This window comes from Arthrobacter sp. cf158 (assembly GCF_900106835.1).
Lineage (GTDB): Bacteria > Actinomycetota > Actinomycetes > Actinomycetales > Micrococcaceae > Arthrobacter.
In genome coordinates this window covers 298,906-315,459 of the sequence record NZ_FNNR01000006.1, presented here as the reverse complement: position 1 = coordinate 315,459, position 16,554 = coordinate 298,906, and the positions used below count along the sequence as shown (strand labels likewise).

Sequence of the window (16,554 nt, the reverse complement as noted above, 5' to 3'; positions counted from 1 at the left end):
GTCGTTCTGCACATGTCGGGCCCCGCCAGTCTATTGACCAGATCTCGTGGCCCGAATCGGCCCGCACAAAATGGCGTCAGCCGAACAGCCAAGCCGCCCCCAGCAGCAGGGGCACCGCCAAGATGCTGGTGAACACCGCCGTTGACTGGGCGATTCCTTGGCCCACCCCGTAACGGACCGCGTAGAGGACCACGTTCTGACCGGTCGGGAGGATCGCGCATGCGGTGACCACAAAGGTGCTGAAGGGGTCCAGGTGGAAGACGAAGGCGGCCAGAACCCACGCGAGCGCGGGTTGGACTGCCGACTTAAGGATGACCGCGATGGTGGTTGGAACGCGGTCATCAATGCCAGGGCGGACCGACAATCCATGCAATGACATGCCGAAGATGATCAGCATCAGCGGAACAGCCAACTGTGCAACCAGCGCCAACGGATCCAGTACCAGGCTGGGCAGTTCGATTCCCAGGGCACTGACCAGCACCCCGAGAATTGCCGCCACAGTGACGGGATTACGGAACGGGATGGAGAGGGTGCGCCACACCGACACTTGTTTGCCTGCAGGGTCGGTGAGATCCAGGATTGTCAGGGCAATGGGCGTCACGATGGCCAACTGGAACAGCATGATGGGCGTGACGTAGGTGGCACTTCCAAGAATGTAGAGAGACAACGGAACACCAAGGTTGGTGGAGTTCACGATTCCCACGGAGAGTGCGCCGATGGTGGTCCGCCGGACACCCCAGCGAGCAATCGTGCCAGCCACCGTAAACACGAGCATGACGGCCACGGCGGTCACCACGGAGATCAGGCCTGTGGCACTCAGGACGTCGTTGATATGCCTGGAGGCAATGGCTGAGAACATCAAGCAAGGCAAGCCCACCATGAAGGTCAACGTGGAGAGGACTTTGCTGCCCTCTGGACCCAATGCCTTGGTTCTGCCGAGGATGTAGCCGATGAGCAGCACCACGCTGACAACGAAGAAACCCTTGAGGACTCCGTCCAAACCGTTTTCCTCAATCCGCTTTTCGGGATGCCCACGGAGGACACAGGCTCTCTGGAAACAGATTTCAGACTATCCGGCAGGTGGGCTTTCTCCCGCTCTGGTTACGCCAAGCCTGGTCAGGAAGCAACGCGCCTGTTGAGAACAGACGGTGGGACGGCAGGAACGCGCTGCCGTTTGGCGTAAACCCTGGCCCGTTGGCTGGAAAGAGCCAACAACACGAGGATGTCCGAGGCGAGACCGGCGAGACCCGCCTCAAGGGTGAGATTCGCAGTTCCGGTGGAGTAGTCAATGGCCTGCACCAGGATGGAGAAGGAACTCAGGGCCATCGCAATCACCCGGGCACCGTTGCTGCCCAGGAAAATCCGCCAGGCGAGGAAGACCTCACCCAGCCCGAAGACCAAGACGACGCCAGCCACCAGGGCGATGGCCGCCGTCGTGGTTTGTGGGTCTCCTGAACCGTCATCGAAAGTGACGCCGTCAATGACCCCGCCCGATGTCATCAGCGTGATCGCCAAGACCAACGCCGCGATTGCCCTGGCCACTACCAGTGCAGCGCCCATCATGGTGGGGGCGGGCCGCCTGTCGCGGCTATCGGTCCGCCGAGCCGGTTGGGTGGCAGGGACCGGGACACTGCGTGCATCCACGATCGGGAGGTCGCCATCAGTGGAAATCGAATCCCCGCCGCCGTTACGTGTGTGATATCCGGTGGAAAAGTCCTCGATGACCTGGACGGAGACGGCCGGCTCTGCGGCCGAAACTGTGGAAACGATGTGGTCCCGTTCCACATCGGTGTTCTGCTCGATCTTGTGCGTGATCTGGAGTGTGAAGAGCGAGAAACCAACGCTGCGGTCATAGGTACCGGCGGCCAGCCAATCCACTTTGTGGCCGCCCGGCAGGAGCCACCCCTCCGGGCAACGCCAGAAGCGCACGTGGTGGCGTTTGCCGGGCGTGTTGTCCACTTCCTGTTGGTAGGCGAAGTCCTGTTGCCGGTCGAAGAGGTACAGAGGGCTGACCGGCGCCTCGGAGTAACTCCTCCGGAAAATGGTGGAGCTGACGATTCGGCGGCTGCTGGCGAACGTAACATCGTCGGCCATGGTCCAGCCAGCGGACTGCATGATCGCGTGGATCTGGGGTTCGGCGCCCAGCAGCGCCACGTTTACGGGATCCCCGAGGAGGCCATCGCTGGTCCGCGCGCGGCCAATGAAGTATCCGGGAACGTAGATGGTGGTCAGGATCCGGTGCAGCCGCGGGAGGAGCAAGTAGGCAAGGAACGCCCAGAACACCACGGAGAACCAGATTTGTCCCCATCCCAAATGGAAGCTCTCCCCTACCAGGAGGAAGGCCAGCCACACGGCAGCGGCCCCACCAAGGATGAAGAATCCGTGGTCCAGCCGGCTATCTGTCACGTCCCTAGTCAACGCTTTGTACATCCGAGCCCCCTGTTTTGCACGTCACGCACCTTAAGCTTCGTCTTAAGACGCATGATCTGTACACAATCTCCGGATATTGGCTTGGGGTCGACAAACGTTCGGGTACCCCGACTAGCATGAATAGTCCCGGGAAGCCGGGGTACGTGACCTCTTGAACACCACCTCGTAAGGTCGGCGCCAAGTGCGGCGGCCACCAAAGGAGAAGCCTGTGCGGGAGCCGATTGTGAACGAAACCGTGTCCGACGCCAACCAGAACACCGAAGAGCCCGGGACGGATGAGTCTCCAACGGAGGGCGCAGGAAGCGAACCGGCGGAGATCACGTTTGACGAGCAGTTTTATCCGGCACGCCCCAAGGCCCTGCGGCCCATTGCGCGGAGGCGTCAGTTCTTCGCCGCACGCCCTTCCCTGGAATTCGATGGGCTGAATACAACGTACGTGGACTGGTTGCGGAACCAATCCATGCTCGGCGACGCCAACACCATGGCACGGCAGCTTTCCGGCCAAGCGAGCATGTGGCAGAACTCCTATGCCAGGCCCAACCCCAGGGCGGCAGTGGAGAGAGCGCCCGTCTGGTTCACCGCCTATCCCCTGTCCTTCATTACCAAGGACGGCCAGTCATTCCTGTCCGCACTGGGTGATCCCGAACTCTGGGACGCGTTCAGCAGGATTGGCATCCGGGGGCTGCACACCGGGCCGGTCAAACTGGCCGGCGGCATCCGCGGATGGTCCCAGACACCCAGCGTCGACGGTCACTTTGACCGCATCAGCATGGCGATCGATCCGGCGTTCGGCACCGAGGAAGAGTTCCGCCAGATGTGCGAGGTGGCCAACGAGCACGGCGGCACTGTCATTGACGACATCGTCCCCGGGCACACCGGCAAGGGCGCTGACTTCCGCCTCGCCGAAATGAACTTCCGGGACTACCCCGGCATTTATCACATGGTGGACATCCCGGAGGAAGACTGGCACCTGCTGCCGGACGTTCCCGAGGGCGAAGACTCCGTGAACATCAGCCCCGATGCCGAACAAGCCCTGCAAAAAGCCGGCTACATCATCGGCCGGCTTCAGCGGGTGATCTTCTACGAGCCCGGGGTCAAGGAGACCAACTGGAGCGCCACCAAGCCGATCATCGACACCACCGGCAAGACCCGCCGCTGGGTCTACCTCCACTACTTCAAGTCCGGCCAACCATCCATCAACTGGCTGGATCCAACGTTTGCCGGGATGCGACTCGTGGTGGGTGACGCGCTGCATTCCCTGCTGGACCTTGGCACGGGTGCCTTGCGGCTGGATGCCAACGGGTTCCTGGGCGTGGAAAAGAGCGCGGAGGAGGAGCCGGGCTGGTCCGAGGGCCACCCGTTGTCCGAGGCAGCGAACCAGTTGATTGGCTCCATGATCCGCAAAGTGGGTGGGTTCTCCTTCCAGGAACTGAACCTCACCATCGACGACATCAAGGCGCAGTCCGAATCCGGCCCTGACCTCTCCTACGACTTCATCACCCGCCCCGCCTACCACTACGCCTTCGTCACTGGCGACACCGAGTTCCTGCGCCTGACCCTGCGGCTTTCCATGGAGATCGGCGTGGATCAGGCATCCTTGGTGCACGCCCTCCAGAATCACGACGAACTGACTTACGAGTTGCTTCACTTTGCCGCGGGCCACCGTGACGACATCTTCGAACTTGGCGGGGAGGAACTGACCGGAGCCGAAGTTGCCGAGAAGGTCCAGGACACCTTGCGGGAACGCCTGACGGGTGAAAACGGACCGTACAACGCGCTCTTCACCACCAATGGCATCGCTTGTACCACGGTCAGCTTCATCATGGCGACCCTGGGCATCAGGGACCCGGATGCCATTACCAAGGAAGAGGAGGCCCGGGTTTTGGATGCCCACGTACTCCTTTCCATGTACAACGCCCTGCAGCCGGGAGTCTTCGCGCTTTCCGGCTGGGATCTTACCGGCATCACTGCCCTGGACCGCGAGACCGTCAAGGAGCTCACCTCCCAGGGCGACACCCGCTGGATCAACCGTGGCGCGCACGACCTCATGGGCACCAGCCCGGATGCGAAGACCTCACTGGCCGGCATGGCCAGGGCCCGCAGCCTCTACGGTCCCCTGCCCGAACAGCTCAAGGACCCAGAGTCTTACGCGCGCCGGCTCCAGCGGATCCTCACAGTGCGGGAAGAGTCGGGGATCGCCACCAGCACCCTCCTGGATGTGCCGGACGTCTCGAACCGCGGCCTGCTGGTCCTGGTCAACCAACTCGCGGACGGAGCACTTCAGGTCACCGTCCTGAACTTCTCCGACCAGGACATCGCGGGCAGCATCCAGTCTCCCCACCTGCCGCCAGGAGCCAGCGTGCACGACCTCTTCAGCCGCGAGAACGTTGGCCAGGTGGACGATCTCCACAGCTTCTTCCTCGAACTCCCTGCCTTCCAGGGCACGGCACTTCTCCTCAAGGATCCGGTAGTGGAGGACGAGGCCACCGAATAGAAAGCACGACGTCGGCACCCAGCTGAGTGCCGACGTCGGGCCCTGTTTGGTGCTCGCTTGAAGCGTTAGTCGCCTACAGCGTCGCGGCCACGGCGCAGGATCAGGGGATCGGCTTCGTAGACCACCGAGGTGTCCTTGTTGTCGTAATCGAACTGGTTGAGGAAGTACCGCATGGCATTGATGCGGGCGCGTTTTTTGTCGTTGGACTTGACGGTGATCCACGGCGAGTGGTCAGAGTCCGTGTGCAGGAACGTTTGTTCCTTTGCGTCGGTGTATTCGTCCCAGCGGTCCAGTGATGCGAGGTCCATGGGAGAGAGCTTCCAACGGCGCACGGGGTCGATCTGGCGGATCGCGAAACGCGTGCGTTGCTCTTGTCGGGTCACGGAGAACCAGAACTTGGTGACGTGGATGCCGGAGTCCACCAGCATCTTTTCGAAGACGGGTGCTTGGCCCATGAAGGTGTCGTATTCCTGGTCAGTGCAAAAGCCCATCACGCGCTCCACGTTGGCCCGGTTGTACCAGGACCTGTCGAACATGACGATCTCACCGGCCGTGGGCAGGTGCTGGATGTATCGCTGGAAATACCATTGGCCCTGCTCGCGGTCGGAGGGCTTGCTGAGGGCCACCGTCCTGGCGTGGCGAGGGTCCAGGTGCTCGTTGAAGCGTTTGATGGTGCCGCCCTTGCCCGCAGCATCCCGGCCCTCGAACACGATCACGTGCTTGAGCCCCAGGTCTTGGCCCCAGTACTGGAATTTCAACAGCTCAATCTGGAGCCGGTACTTTTCGATCTCGTACTCGTCGCGGGTCATCCGCTCCTTGTACGGATAGTCTTCGTGCCACGTTTCCACCGCCGAGCCACCGGGATCGATGAGATCCGGGTCCTCGCCCTGGCCTCCACTGATGGTGTAACCCAGCTCCACCAAGTGGTCGATGGTCTCGCGCAGATTGTCCCTGACCCACCAGTTGTCCAGGGATGTGGATAGTGAATGTGCCTCCGTCATGCGGTCCTCCTGGTCAGCCGGGTAGTGCGCGGCAGCCTAACAAGGGTTGGTGACGGGAACGTGAACAGGTTTGCGGTTAGCCGTGGTTGCGGCGGGACTCCCACGTGGTGAAAAGTAACCACGCCAGCCAGACGCCCAGTAGGGTGGCGGCGGCATAGGATTCAGGGTTGTCACCCCAGGGTTGACTGACCATGCACCTTAAGGTGGCAGCACGTGGACGCGAGTCACAACCTTAGGGTGACACTTCTACTGGTTTGCTAAAGCAGCCAGGTCGATCCAGTAGCGGCGAAAGGGGCGCCCATCGGCGCCAGTCCGCACATCCTCCAAGGTCCCACCCACGCGTTCAATGGTCTTGGCGGAAGCGGCATTCGAGTCATCGCAGGTCAGGAGAACGCGGTCCGGCTCTCCCTGGGCAGCCAGGCGGGAACACAACTCCCCCAGAGCCCAGGACGCCGCCCCCCGGCCGCGATCCGACGGCCGAACACCATATCCAATGTGCCCGCCGGAGTTCAGGAGTGCCGGTGTGAGGTAGTGCCGGAACGCAATGGCACCCATGTACCGCAAGCCTTCCGCAATCCAGAGGTAGGTGCAGGGAACTATGCCGTCCTTCTCCGCCGCTTGCCCCGCGTCTTCCAGTTGCCGAACCCATGCCGCGAACCCCTCGGGGGTGATGACGTCGCCCGCCATGAATACCCCGGCACCGTCCTGATGGGCGCCGTCCCACTCACGGTGGGACTCAAGGAAGGACTGGTGAAAAGAGACATCCGGAGCGACGAGCTTAAACATGAAGACGACCCTATACCTCGCCGTAGCAGTGGCGGTGACACGGACGCGACACGCGCATGGATAATCGACAAACTTGTCATATGCGTGACACATGTCATAGATTCATCTCGTCAAACAAGTTTATAAAACAAAGGAGTGAATCACATGCTTAAGCTGAAGCGACTGGCAAAGCGCCGTTCCAAGCTGAACTTCGTGTTCAACTGAACAAAGCAGAAATAGTGGGGACCACGCATTGCGTGGTCCCCACTCATCATTGGAGGCAAGAATTGACAGCCACTACCTACTCGCTCAAACAGTCCCTCCCGGTTGTGACAACAGAGACAGCCGTACAAATCGGACTGGCACCGCCCAACGCAATCGAAATTGAGGACGCCCCGCCTGGGCTCGCCGAATTGCTCGGCTTTGCATCGCACCCACGAACGCTGGAGGACTTGGGCACCAAGGCGCAAGATCTGCTTGGCGGGGACTCCGGGCAGATCGTTGAGGAGCTCATCGAGGCTGACATTCTCGTCCCGTACAGGTTCGACCTCACCGGCCGGCACAGCCGCCACGATCTCTACTTCGAACTTGCCCACGGCACAGGACCGGGCGCCAGCGATCTACTGCTCAGCCGGAAAGTCGCGCTCATCGGCGTGGGCGGAATCGGCACCAATGTGGCCATGCAACTCGCAACAGCGGGGGTGGGGGTAATCATGCTGGTCGACGGCGACACAGTGGAAGAAAGCAACCTCACCCGGCAATACCTCTTTACGGCACAAGACGTTGGCGCTTCGAAGATCGAAGCCGCCGCACGAAACCTTCAGCTTCGGGCTCCGGCCACCAACACGGTTGAAGTCGCGGCCATGATCTCCAGCGTTGAAGATCTTCTGCCGATCTTTCAGGACTCAGACTTCGTTGTGGTATCCGCAGACACGCCCCAGGAAGTGCTTGAGTGGTCCAACGAAGCCTCCATCGCCACCGGCACACCCTTCACCTGCGCCGGCTACCAGGACACGCGCGGCGTGGTGGGACCAGTTGTCAGGCCCGGCACGACGCCTTGCCTGCAATGCGCAGCAACTGACAACGACGGTCGCACCAACTCCACGGCGTCGCTCACCACAACAAACCTCAACAGTGCATACCAGGCCCCCAGCTTTGGTCCCCTGAACGCCATTGTGGCCTCCATTGCCGCTATGGAGGTGTTCCGTTACCTGCTGACTGGATCCACCAACCTGGACGGTAGAAGACTGGTGTTTGACTCCCTGGAGTTGTCGTCTGAGTTCGAAGATTTCGCCAGGAACACCCGCTGTGCTGCGTGTTCCTGACTGCGATGTGGGCAAGCTGTTGGTGACTCTCACTGGCGCTTACGTGGTTGCATCCCTCGGTGCCACCATCGCCAACAAGAACTTCTGGCCAATCGCATCCAACAACATGTTCAACGCAAAGTTCGGGGACCGGGTGTCACGATTCGCGATCGAATTCCATCTGTCGGACGGAACCGTGGTCACCTGCGGACCCGCCAACTGCCTGCCAACCCAGTTCTTCCGGGCCGGGGCAGTGTTCGCCAACATTTTTATGGCCAGTGAAGAGCAACCCAAGCACGTTCTTTGCCAGCGAATCGAAAACCGGCTTCGCCGAAACAAGTGGAAACCTTTCGATGAGGTCCGACCCCCCGCCCATCTGCCCAACATTCCACTGAGCAGAATGGAAATTCTTGTGGAGACCACCGTTCGGGGAATGCCTGAGGAAAAGGAAGTTGTGTACACCTATGTTCCGTCGATTCCGCGTTAGTTCAGTCACGTCCCGGCAGGTTCGTGCTGCTGGCGTGTGGATCGTCGCCGCCTTGGCAGTAACACTTCGCCCAGGTGCGGCGGCAGCGCAGGACTACAGGGCCGCAGTTGCTTCGACTGAGTTGGATGCGGATCCAACTTCTGATGCTGGGAAGAGCCGGGTTGCCCGACGCACGGCAACTGCCCTCCTGTTGGCGGCTGCGGGAGCAAGCGAGGTGTACAGCGGGCCCGGTGCAAGGCACGCGCCTTGGCTTCGGCGAGCGGCACTCGGAGTGTTCCTGGAGACCCGTGCTGCGGATGCCCGGTCACTTCCAGGACGATGGCCTTACGACACGTTTATCGAGGCCGTACTTCTCACAACCCAGCTGTCCGGGCTGCCGAACAGGCAGCCGGCCAGCCTGCCGCTCTCCATCTCGCGCGTGGCTCTGTACTTGCCCTACACCCAGGCGGGCCTGTCCAAGATCATCCACGGTTTCGACGCCTGGGTCCGTCGTGGCGACGCCAACCACATTTACCACCTGCATTTGAAGGCATCGGGCAGCCACCCATTTGCGCAGGATCGATTTGCCCAGCCTGTTCGGGCAATGACCCGCCTCATTCCATTTCTTGAATTTCTCGCACTCCCACTGGCACTGGTCCTCCCCGGCAAGTTCCGGATCGTGCTCCCATGTTGCAGCACTATATTCCACATTGTTATTGCCCGCACCTGGAATATTAGCTTTTGGCAGGCCCCCCTCATGCAATGGCTGATGTTGTCGTTGGAAAAGCAGCCCGATCTTGCCATCATTCTCCGCGCATCCCGAGGTAATTAAATTGTCGCTTGCAAAGACATGGCAGAGACGTCTCCACCTGACAGGAATGTGGGTGAATTCGCTGGGTGGTGGCGCGTACAACATCGCGCTCCCCCTCATAGTCCTCCAAACGAGCGGCAGCCTCGCCCAAATGTCCATCGTGGCCGTGGCATCACAGCTGCCCAAGGCCTTCCCTGGAGTACTCATTGGCGGACTCGCTGACCGCATGTCGCCCCGTTCCATGACCCACATTGGCTATTGGGGCCAGGCACTGGTTGTTGCCGCAATGGCGCTGCTTATCGGCCCGTGGCACACACCCTTCTGGGTTCTGGTACTCGGCGCGTTCCTGCGTGGCAGCCTCGACATGTTCGCCAGAACGGCCACGTTCGTGGCCATCCCGAAAATGTATGGCGAAGGCACTGCCAAGTTCAACGCATCAGTGTCCACTGCGTGGACCTCCGCTTCCATTGTGGGACCGGCCATCGGCGGCGCACTGAGTGCCGTTTGGGGCCCATGGTGGTTGCTGGCCGTAGACGCGGTGTCCTTCACCGTCATCGCAATGATCATGAATTTTCTGCCGTGGCCGGACCACCCAACCAAACAGCCTGGCCGTCCAGGATTCTTCAAGGATCTTTCAGCCGGGTACCGAAGGCTCTCCCAAGTCAATGGTTGGTGGCGCTTTGCCGGAACCGTCGTCCTCATTGGCTTCTTGTCTGCCCCGCTGTCCACGCTCGCGATCTTCCAGACGTCAGTTGGCCTCGGAGGCTCTACTACGGAAGTGGGAATCGTCGGTGCGGCTGCGGCTGCGGGACTGTTCTGCGGGTCATTATTGTCCGGCTTGGTCTCCACTTGGCAACCAAACCTGTTAATGCAGCGTTCCTCGTGGCTTATGGCAGGAGGAGCTTTGCTCTTTTTCATCCCATCCTGGATTGCCGTCGCGAGTGCTCTGTTCGTTGTCTGCACCGGAGGCATTGCGTGGACGATTGGACGTACCTCCCTCATACACCAACAGATCCCCTCGTCCGATCTTGGCAAGACCATGACCGCCGTCCAGTTCTTGGAAACAGTTTCAAGCCCCCTCAGTCTTGCCGTCGCCACCTTCCTCATGGGGGTGTCCTCATTCATGGCCTTTGCCTCGATACTTCTGGCAGCACTTCTTTCAGGGGTGCTTGCCATCAATTCCGGATCGATGCTGAAGCCGGGTGAGCGGCAGGCAGAGGACAAGCAAAGCGAGCCCGTCCACTAGCAGCCCGCGGCGTCGGGACTTAGTCGGGCGAACTGGCTCGGGGCAGTTTCCGGCCCTGGACAGCGGCGTGGGTCTTGCGCAATGCCGCGATGGAGGCCTCGTAGGAATGCTGGGCAACCCCCACAAAGAGGCAGTCCACCACCATCATCTGGGCTATCCGGCTACCCATCGCGCCCGGCCGGAAGGGTGTCTCGCGGGCGGCAGTACTGAGCACAATGTGGGCAGTACGGCCCAGCGGCGAATCAGCATGATTGGTGATGGCGATGGTGGTGGCCCCGGTGTCCTTGGCCGCCTTGAGGAAATCGACCGTATCCACGGTGGCGCCCGAGTGCGAGATGGCGACAGCAACGCCGTCGTCGTCCAAGAGCGCTGCCGAAGTCAGCGCGACATGCACCTCGGGCCAGGTGAACGAGGTGAGGCCTATGCGATGCAGTTTCTGCTGCAGGTCCTGGCCAACCAGCCCGCCCGCGCCCACTCCGAAGATGTCGATTTTCCGCGAGCGCGAGATCGCTTCAACAGCCTCGGCGAGTTGGTCAACGTCGAGCACTTGAGCGGTGTCAGCGATGGACATCGTCTCGTTGTAGGCGATCTTGGAAACGATGTCCCGCAGCGAGTCGGAGGTATTGATGTCCTCGTAGACCCCCGTAGGTGCGTTGTTGGCCAAACTCTCCCGGGCCGTTTCCCTCGCAAGGTCGAGTCGAAGATCGGAGTAGCCGCGGTAGCCCACCTTCTTGTAGAAGCGGACCACCGACGTAGTGGACGTTCCACCATGCTCGGCAAGGTCACCGATGGACATCATCGCCGCGCGGGAAGGATCCGCCAAGACCATCTCAGCGACAGCCCGCTCGGAGGGGCGCAAAGCCGGCAGGAGGGAGCGGATCCGAACCAGGACTGTTCGTGACGATTGCACATTTCCAGCCGCTTCCATGGCGGACTCCTTCCAACAGGCTCGCCCGGCCCAGGTACGCGACAGACGTTTGTAAATAACTTACCTAAACGCAAACGCGAAGGTAAGTCATTGACGCAACCTCGACGGGCGAATACGGTCGATGTAATCCAAGTCACAAAAGTTGTCATGCACTTCTGCTCATCAGGAAAGGCTCCCCATGACACTCAACCGTCGAAGACTCATCCACGCCTCGGGGCTGGCCGCCGCTGCCGCCGTCGTATCACCCTTCGCATCAAGCGCCACCGCCTCCTCTCAGGCCAACCGCCCGGGGAAACCCGGAACCACCGTCAACGGGGCGGACACCGCCGCCGCCAGTAACTGGAGCATTTTCGCCGGGCGCAAAGTAGGTGTCATCACCAACCCCACCGGAGTCCTGGCGAACTTCCGCTCCATCGTGGATGACATGGCGGGCAAAGGTGTGGACGTCGCAGCGGTCTTCGGCCCGGAGCACGGATTCCGCGGCACAGCCCAGGACGGCGCGAGCGAAGGAACGTCCGTGGACCCGCGGACCGGCATCACCGTCTACGACTCCTACGGAGCCGAGGTTGATGACTACGTGGGCTTCTTTGAAGCGTCCGGCGTGGACACCATCTGTTTCGACATCCAGGACGTCGGGGCACGTTTCTACACCTACATCTGGACCATGTGGGGCGCCATGCAGGCCGCGTCCCGGACCGGTACCAGGTTCGTGGTCCTGGATCGTCCCAACCCGATTGGCGGCCAGGCGCGCGGACCGGTCCTCCAACCAGGTTTCGAATCCGGAGTCGGACGGCTGGGCATCGCGCTCCAGCATGGCATGACGGTGGGCGAGCTGGCCAAGTACTTCAACGCCGTCCACCTGCCGGCCGCTGGACTCAAGCCCCTCCAGGACCTTCACGTAGTCCAGGTCCAAGGATGGCGGCGTGAAATGACCGGACCGGACAACCGGGCATCATGGATCCTCCCGAGCCCCAATATGCCAACTCCGGAAACGTCCCTCCTGTATCCCGGAACGGCGTTGTTCGAGGCCACCAATATGTCCGAAGGCCGCGGCACAACCCGGCCGTTCGAACTGATCGGCGCCCCCTACGTGGACTACCGCTGGGCCGAGGCACTCAACAGCAAGGGCCTCAGCGGCGTGACGTTCCGCGAAGCCTATTTCCAGCCCACCCTCTCCAAAAACCAGGGCCTCGTCTGCGGTGGCGTGCATGTCCACATCACCGACGCCTCCCGCGTTGAAGCCCTTGAAGTGGGCACCCACATGCTGGTCGAAGCCAAGCGGCTGTACCCGGGGTTCGCCTGGCGCGGCGACGCAGGGCGGTGGATGGGGCTGCTGAGCGGTTCGGCCCGCTTTGCAGAACAGCTCGACGCCGGTGCTGACGCCAGGACCATCACCGACAGTTGGCGGTCCGAACTTGGTCAATTCGTCCGCGATACACGCCAATACCTCCTCTACAACGGTCAGCGCTAGCCAAGGCAAACACTCAGACGATTGGGATGCACATGCACAGAAAAGGAACCACCCTCATGACTGCCGCAGCCACGGCCCTCCTCATGACCGGGGCGGGAACAGCAGTGGCCGCTGGCCCCAGCACCACGGTCATCACGACGCCGGCCGCTGCTTCCCCGGATATCGACGCAATGATTGCGGGCATGTCACTGGACGAAAAGATCGGCCAGATGACGTGGACCCATGTCTACGGCTCGTCCGCGAATGACACGTCCATGGCGGCGAGCAACCAGGAACGTTACGGCGTCAATACGCCCGCCGAAGTGGTGGAAAAGTACAACCTGGGCGGCGTCCTCTACTTCGCATGGTCCGGGAACACGAACAATCCCCAGCAAGTTGCAGGCCTCTCCAACGGCCTGCAACAAACTGCTGTGGGAGCCGACGGTAAAGGCATCCCGTTGGCAGTCACCATCGACCAGGAAGGCGGGCTGGTTGCCCGCATAGGATCACCGGCCACGGTCCTCCCGGGCAACATGGCCCTGGGGGCCACGGCGAACCAGGATCTGGCCCGCGCGCAGGGCGAAATCCTGGGTTCCGAGATGCGGGCCATGGGTATCAACGTGGACTTCGCCCCGGTACTGGACCTCAACTCCAACCCGGACAACCCGGTCATCGGAATCCGGTCCATGGGTGAGGACCCTGCGCTGGTCAGTGAACTCGGCGCTGCGCAGATCAACGGCATTCAGGCCCGCAGCGTGGGAGCAGCAGCAAAGCATTTCCCCGGCCATGGCGACACGTCCGTTGACTCCCACTACGGCCTGCCGACTGTCACCTACGACCGCGCCACCCTGAACAAGCACCTGGAACCATTCAAGGCAGCGATCGATGCCGGCGTGGACATGGTCATGACGGCACACATCATTGTTGAGGCCATCGATCCCGAAATGCCGGGCACCCTGTCCCACAAGGTACTCACCGGCTTGCTCCGCGATGAGCTGGGATTTAAGGGACTGGTTACCACCGACGCCTTGGATATGGCCGCCATGGCAGCCGAATGGCCGCAGGAAGAAATCGCAGTCAAGGCCATCCAGGCCGGTTCGGACATCCTCCTCAACTCCCCCGACGTGGATGCCTCGTTTGCCGGGGTGCGTGCCGCCGTCGGGTCCGGTGAGATCACCGAAGCCCGAATCGACGAGTCCGTTCGGCGGATCCTGGAGTGGAAGGTCAAGCGCGGAGTATTTGAGCAGCCCATGGCTGACCCCGCAAATGTGGACAAGCTGGTGGGCACCGCAGGAAACCTCGCCACAGCCAATCTGATCTCCGACCATGCCGCTACCCTGCTGCGCAACCACGAGCGGGTGTTGCCGCTGGCTCCCGGCAGTTCCGTACTCATGGTGGGGGCCGGTTCGGGACGCCCGGAAACTGCGGGACCAATGCTCAAGGAACAAGGTTTCGCGGTCACTGAAGACTACGAGAATGGCGCGTCGCCCTCCTCCGCCTACCGGGCGCGGGCGGTTGCCGCCGCCAGCAAGGTGGACGCAGTAGTCTTCGCCTCCTACAACGCCACCAGCAACGCCGCCCAGCAACAAATGGTGGCTGAGCTGGCGGCTACTGGAACCCCCGTGATCGTCATAGCCACACGCAATCCCTACGACGTCAGCGTCTTCCCCGGGGCCGCCGCCGTACTCAACAGCTATGGCATCAACAGGGTCAACTTCCACGGTGTTGTGCGTGCCATCTCCGGCGCGGTCAACCCCGGCGGCAAACTGCCGGTCAATATCCCTGAAGCCGATGGCGACGGCGTCCTCCTCCCTTTGGGCTTCGGCCTCCACTACGACACGTCGACGCCGGAGGCAGTCACCTTTACGGACCGGCCGGGCAAGGGGCAGGACGCGTACACCATCCCCGCTGTCGCAGGCGTGGTTTACCTGATGGAGGGCAAGGAGGCGGCAGCCGGGACGTACCGGAAGCCAGCCGGCACAGTGACCGTCACCGCGGTTCCTGCCAAGGGATACGTCTTCACGGACAGCGCCGTCACGCAATGGAGCCACACGTTCACCACGGGACTCCCCAAGCCGTAGTAAGAGCTAAACCACGGGCGAGTTCATCAATGCGACCGTGATGATGAGGGCAATCCCGAACATCGGCAGGCAAAGAACGATGTTGGTCCGGCGGTTGTCCCTCATCACGGCCACGAACTCCCGCAGGAACGCGCTGGGCACGAAATACCTGGCCGTCGGGGCACCTACCACCTCCGCGTTGATCTTCTGCCGACGGGACAGAAGCGCAGCGCGGAGCACGTGGTAGTTGTTGGTGCACACCAGCAACGGGCCTTGGATGCCTTTCTCAGCCAGCAGGGCTACAGAGTATGCCAGGTTCTCGCGGGTGGTGGTGGCTTTGTTCTCCTCCACCACATCGCCGGATGCCGCACCGTTGGCCACCAGATACTCCTTCATTGCCGTGGACTCAGGCCGTGGTTCGTCCGCGCCTTGGCCTCCGGAAGGCACCAAGACCGGCTTGACCGGTGCGCCGCCGTCGTAAATCTCCAACGCCTTGTTGAGGCGTGCTGCGAGCAGCGGCGGAACGTTGCCGTCGATCAAACCCGAGCCAAGGACGATCACAGCGGCCGGATTCGGGCTGAACCGCATTCTGGAATACACCAAGGCGTATCCCAGAAACACCACGAACGCGCAGCCCAGGTAGGCGCACAGGAAGAACGCCAGGGCGGCCAGGCCAGCCAGCACCGGCTGCCCACTCAGCACAAACAGGAACGCGATCACCGGTGCGAGGAACACGGCCAATCCCACCGCTATCGGCAGGAAACTGCTGATGCCGGGGCCCTCCTTGCGGACCATCGTGGCGCCGTTCGCGATCAGGAAGCCCGCGAACACGAAGATACTGACCACGGGCACTACCAAAACCACCAGGTTCAGCCATTCGAACCACGGATTCAGGTCGATCAGGAAGTCCAGGAGGGCCTGCAGCAGGAACCACGCCGCTACCAGCAGGAGCACGCCATTGCGGAGCCGTCGCCGGTCCGACTGGTACGAGGCAAGGAAGATGCCCGCGAAGAGAAGTCCAAGGACCAGGGTCAGCATGGTCCAAGCCTATGCGGTGCCGCTCCGGCCCGCGGGCGCCTCGTACGATTCGGGCTTGAGTCCTTGGTCGGTGGCCACGTGGGTCTGCATCCCCGGGATGATGTCCGTATTTTGTGCGCTGACGGCCAGCCACCGCCCGTCACCCTGGCGCACAACCGTGAAACTGATAACGCCCCGCCGGGGTCCGGATCGTTCTCCGGTGGGCGTGATCTGGCCGGTCATGGACCATCTCCCATGAACAACGGCAACACCGCCCGGAAGCTCCCGGACCTTGACCTTTTCCAGCACCATCTCCGTGTCCGGAAACATGTGCCGGAAGCCGTAGTCGTGGTTGAACTGGATCTGCCGGCGGTTGTTCCACCACATGCCCACCACGTTGACGAAGTCCGCATCCTCCACGAAGAGCTCCGCCAACGCCACCGGATCAGCCGCGTTCCACGCGCTGGCGAAACCATCAGCTACGTCGCGGGGGCTCGGTGTCATGGAGGCGGTCCTTCCAAGGTGGCGAGATGGGAGTCAAAGACGTACGACGTCGGCACTCAGGTGAGCGTCGCCGTCGAG

General features: G+C 61.7%; 14 protein-coding genes. 7 read left to right on the top strand and 7 right to left on the bottom strand.

The annotated features are described in order from the left end of the window. Positions 1 to 76 precede the first annotated feature (76 nt). Positions 77 to 1,000, bottom strand: a complete 924-nt coding sequence (locus tag BLW08_RS14380) for an AEC family transporter (protein ID WP_090821920.1) — start codon at positions 998 to 1,000, stop codon at positions 77 to 79. 116 nt (positions 1,001 to 1,116) lie between these two features. Continuing rightward, a complete protein-coding gene (locus tag BLW08_RS14375) occupies positions 1,117 to 2,430 on the bottom strand; it encodes an LssY C-terminal domain-containing protein (RefSeq protein WP_091325891.1) in 1,314 nt (437 codons plus the stop codon). A 208-nt stretch (positions 2,431 to 2,638) separates the two neighbouring features. Here BLW08_RS14375 and treS point away from each other — a divergent pair, with 208 nt between their 5' ends. Beyond that, positions 2,639 to 4,924: a maltose alpha-D-glucosyltransferase gene (treS, locus tag BLW08_RS14370; protein WP_091325889.1), complete on the top strand. Its 2,286-nt coding sequence runs from the start codon at positions 2,639 to 2,641 to the stop codon at positions 4,922 to 4,924. Between the two features lie 65 nt (positions 4,925 to 4,989). Here treS and ppk2 read toward each other — a convergent pair whose 3' ends face one another. After that, complete coding sequence (gene ppk2, locus BLW08_RS14365; RefSeq protein ID WP_091325887.1) at positions 4,990 to 5,925, bottom strand: polyphosphate kinase 2; 936 nt, start codon at positions 5,923 to 5,925, stop codon at positions 4,990 to 4,992. A gap of 246 nt (positions 5,926 to 6,171) precedes the next feature. Next, on the bottom strand, positions 6,172 to 6,711 hold the full coding sequence (locus BLW08_RS14360; protein ID WP_091326019.1) for a GNAT family N-acetyltransferase: 540 nt from the start codon (positions 6,709 to 6,711) through the stop codon (positions 6,172 to 6,174). 266 nt (positions 6,712 to 6,977) lie between these two features. Between BLW08_RS14360 and BLW08_RS14355 the strand changes: the two genes are divergently transcribed. From BLW08_RS14355 to BLW08_RS14340, 4 genes are read left to right on the top strand one after another with little or no spacing between them, the layout of a single operon-like run. After that, positions 6,978 to 8,015 (top strand): TOMM precursor leader peptide-binding protein, encoded by a 1,038-nt coding sequence (locus BLW08_RS14355; protein ID WP_090821928.1) that lies wholly within the window; start codon positions 6,978 to 6,980, stop codon positions 8,013 to 8,015. Next, a complete protein-coding gene (locus tag BLW08_RS14350) occupies positions 7,999 to 8,481 on the top strand; it encodes a hypothetical protein (protein ID WP_090821930.1) in 483 nt (160 codons plus the stop codon). Before BLW08_RS14355 ends, BLW08_RS14350 begins: the two co-directional genes overlap by 17 nt. After that, on the top strand, positions 8,459 to 9,292 hold the full coding sequence (locus BLW08_RS14345) for a hypothetical protein (RefSeq protein WP_091325884.1): 834 nt from the start codon (positions 8,459 to 8,461) through the stop codon (positions 9,290 to 9,292). The genes BLW08_RS14350 and BLW08_RS14345 overlap by 23 nt, the downstream gene beginning before the upstream one ends. Before the next feature lie 46 nt (positions 9,293 to 9,338). Then, complete coding sequence (locus tag BLW08_RS14340) at positions 9,339 to 10,517, top strand: MFS transporter (protein WP_254779885.1); 1,179 nt, start codon at positions 9,339 to 9,341, stop codon at positions 10,515 to 10,517. A gap of 19 nt (positions 10,518 to 10,536) precedes the next feature. Here BLW08_RS14340 and BLW08_RS14335 read toward each other — a convergent pair whose 3' ends face one another. Continuing rightward, a complete protein-coding gene (locus BLW08_RS14335) occupies positions 10,537 to 11,445 on the bottom strand; it encodes a MurR/RpiR family transcriptional regulator (protein WP_091325881.1) in 909 nt (302 codons plus the stop codon). 178 nt (positions 11,446 to 11,623) lie between these two features. Between BLW08_RS14335 and BLW08_RS14330 the strand changes: the two genes are divergently transcribed. Both BLW08_RS14330 and BLW08_RS14325 read left to right on the top strand, forming a co-directional pair. Then, entirely contained in the window at positions 11,624 to 12,916 is a 1,293-nt protein-coding gene (locus BLW08_RS14330) for an exo-beta-N-acetylmuramidase NamZ family protein (protein ID WP_091325879.1), read from the top strand. A gap of 56 nt (positions 12,917 to 12,972) precedes the next feature. After that, a complete protein-coding gene (locus BLW08_RS14325; RefSeq protein WP_254779873.1) occupies positions 12,973 to 14,976 on the top strand; it encodes a glycoside hydrolase family 3 protein in 2,004 nt (667 codons plus the stop codon). A 6-nt stretch (positions 14,977 to 14,982) separates the two neighbouring features. Here BLW08_RS14325 and BLW08_RS14320 read toward each other — a convergent pair whose 3' ends face one another. Together BLW08_RS14320 and BLW08_RS14315 are read right to left on the bottom strand one after the other, a co-directional pair. Then, positions 14,983 to 15,993 carry a YdcF family protein gene (locus BLW08_RS14320; protein WP_090821940.1) on the bottom strand — a complete coding sequence of 337 codons (1,011 nt, stop codon included), beginning with the start codon at positions 15,991 to 15,993 and terminating at the stop codon, positions 14,983 to 14,985. Between the two features lie 9 nt (positions 15,994 to 16,002). Beyond that, positions 16,003 to 16,476, bottom strand: a complete 474-nt coding sequence (locus BLW08_RS14315; protein ID WP_090821942.1) for an SgcJ/EcaC family oxidoreductase — start codon at positions 16,474 to 16,476, stop codon at positions 16,003 to 16,005. Positions 16,477 to 16,554 lie beyond the last annotated feature (78 nt).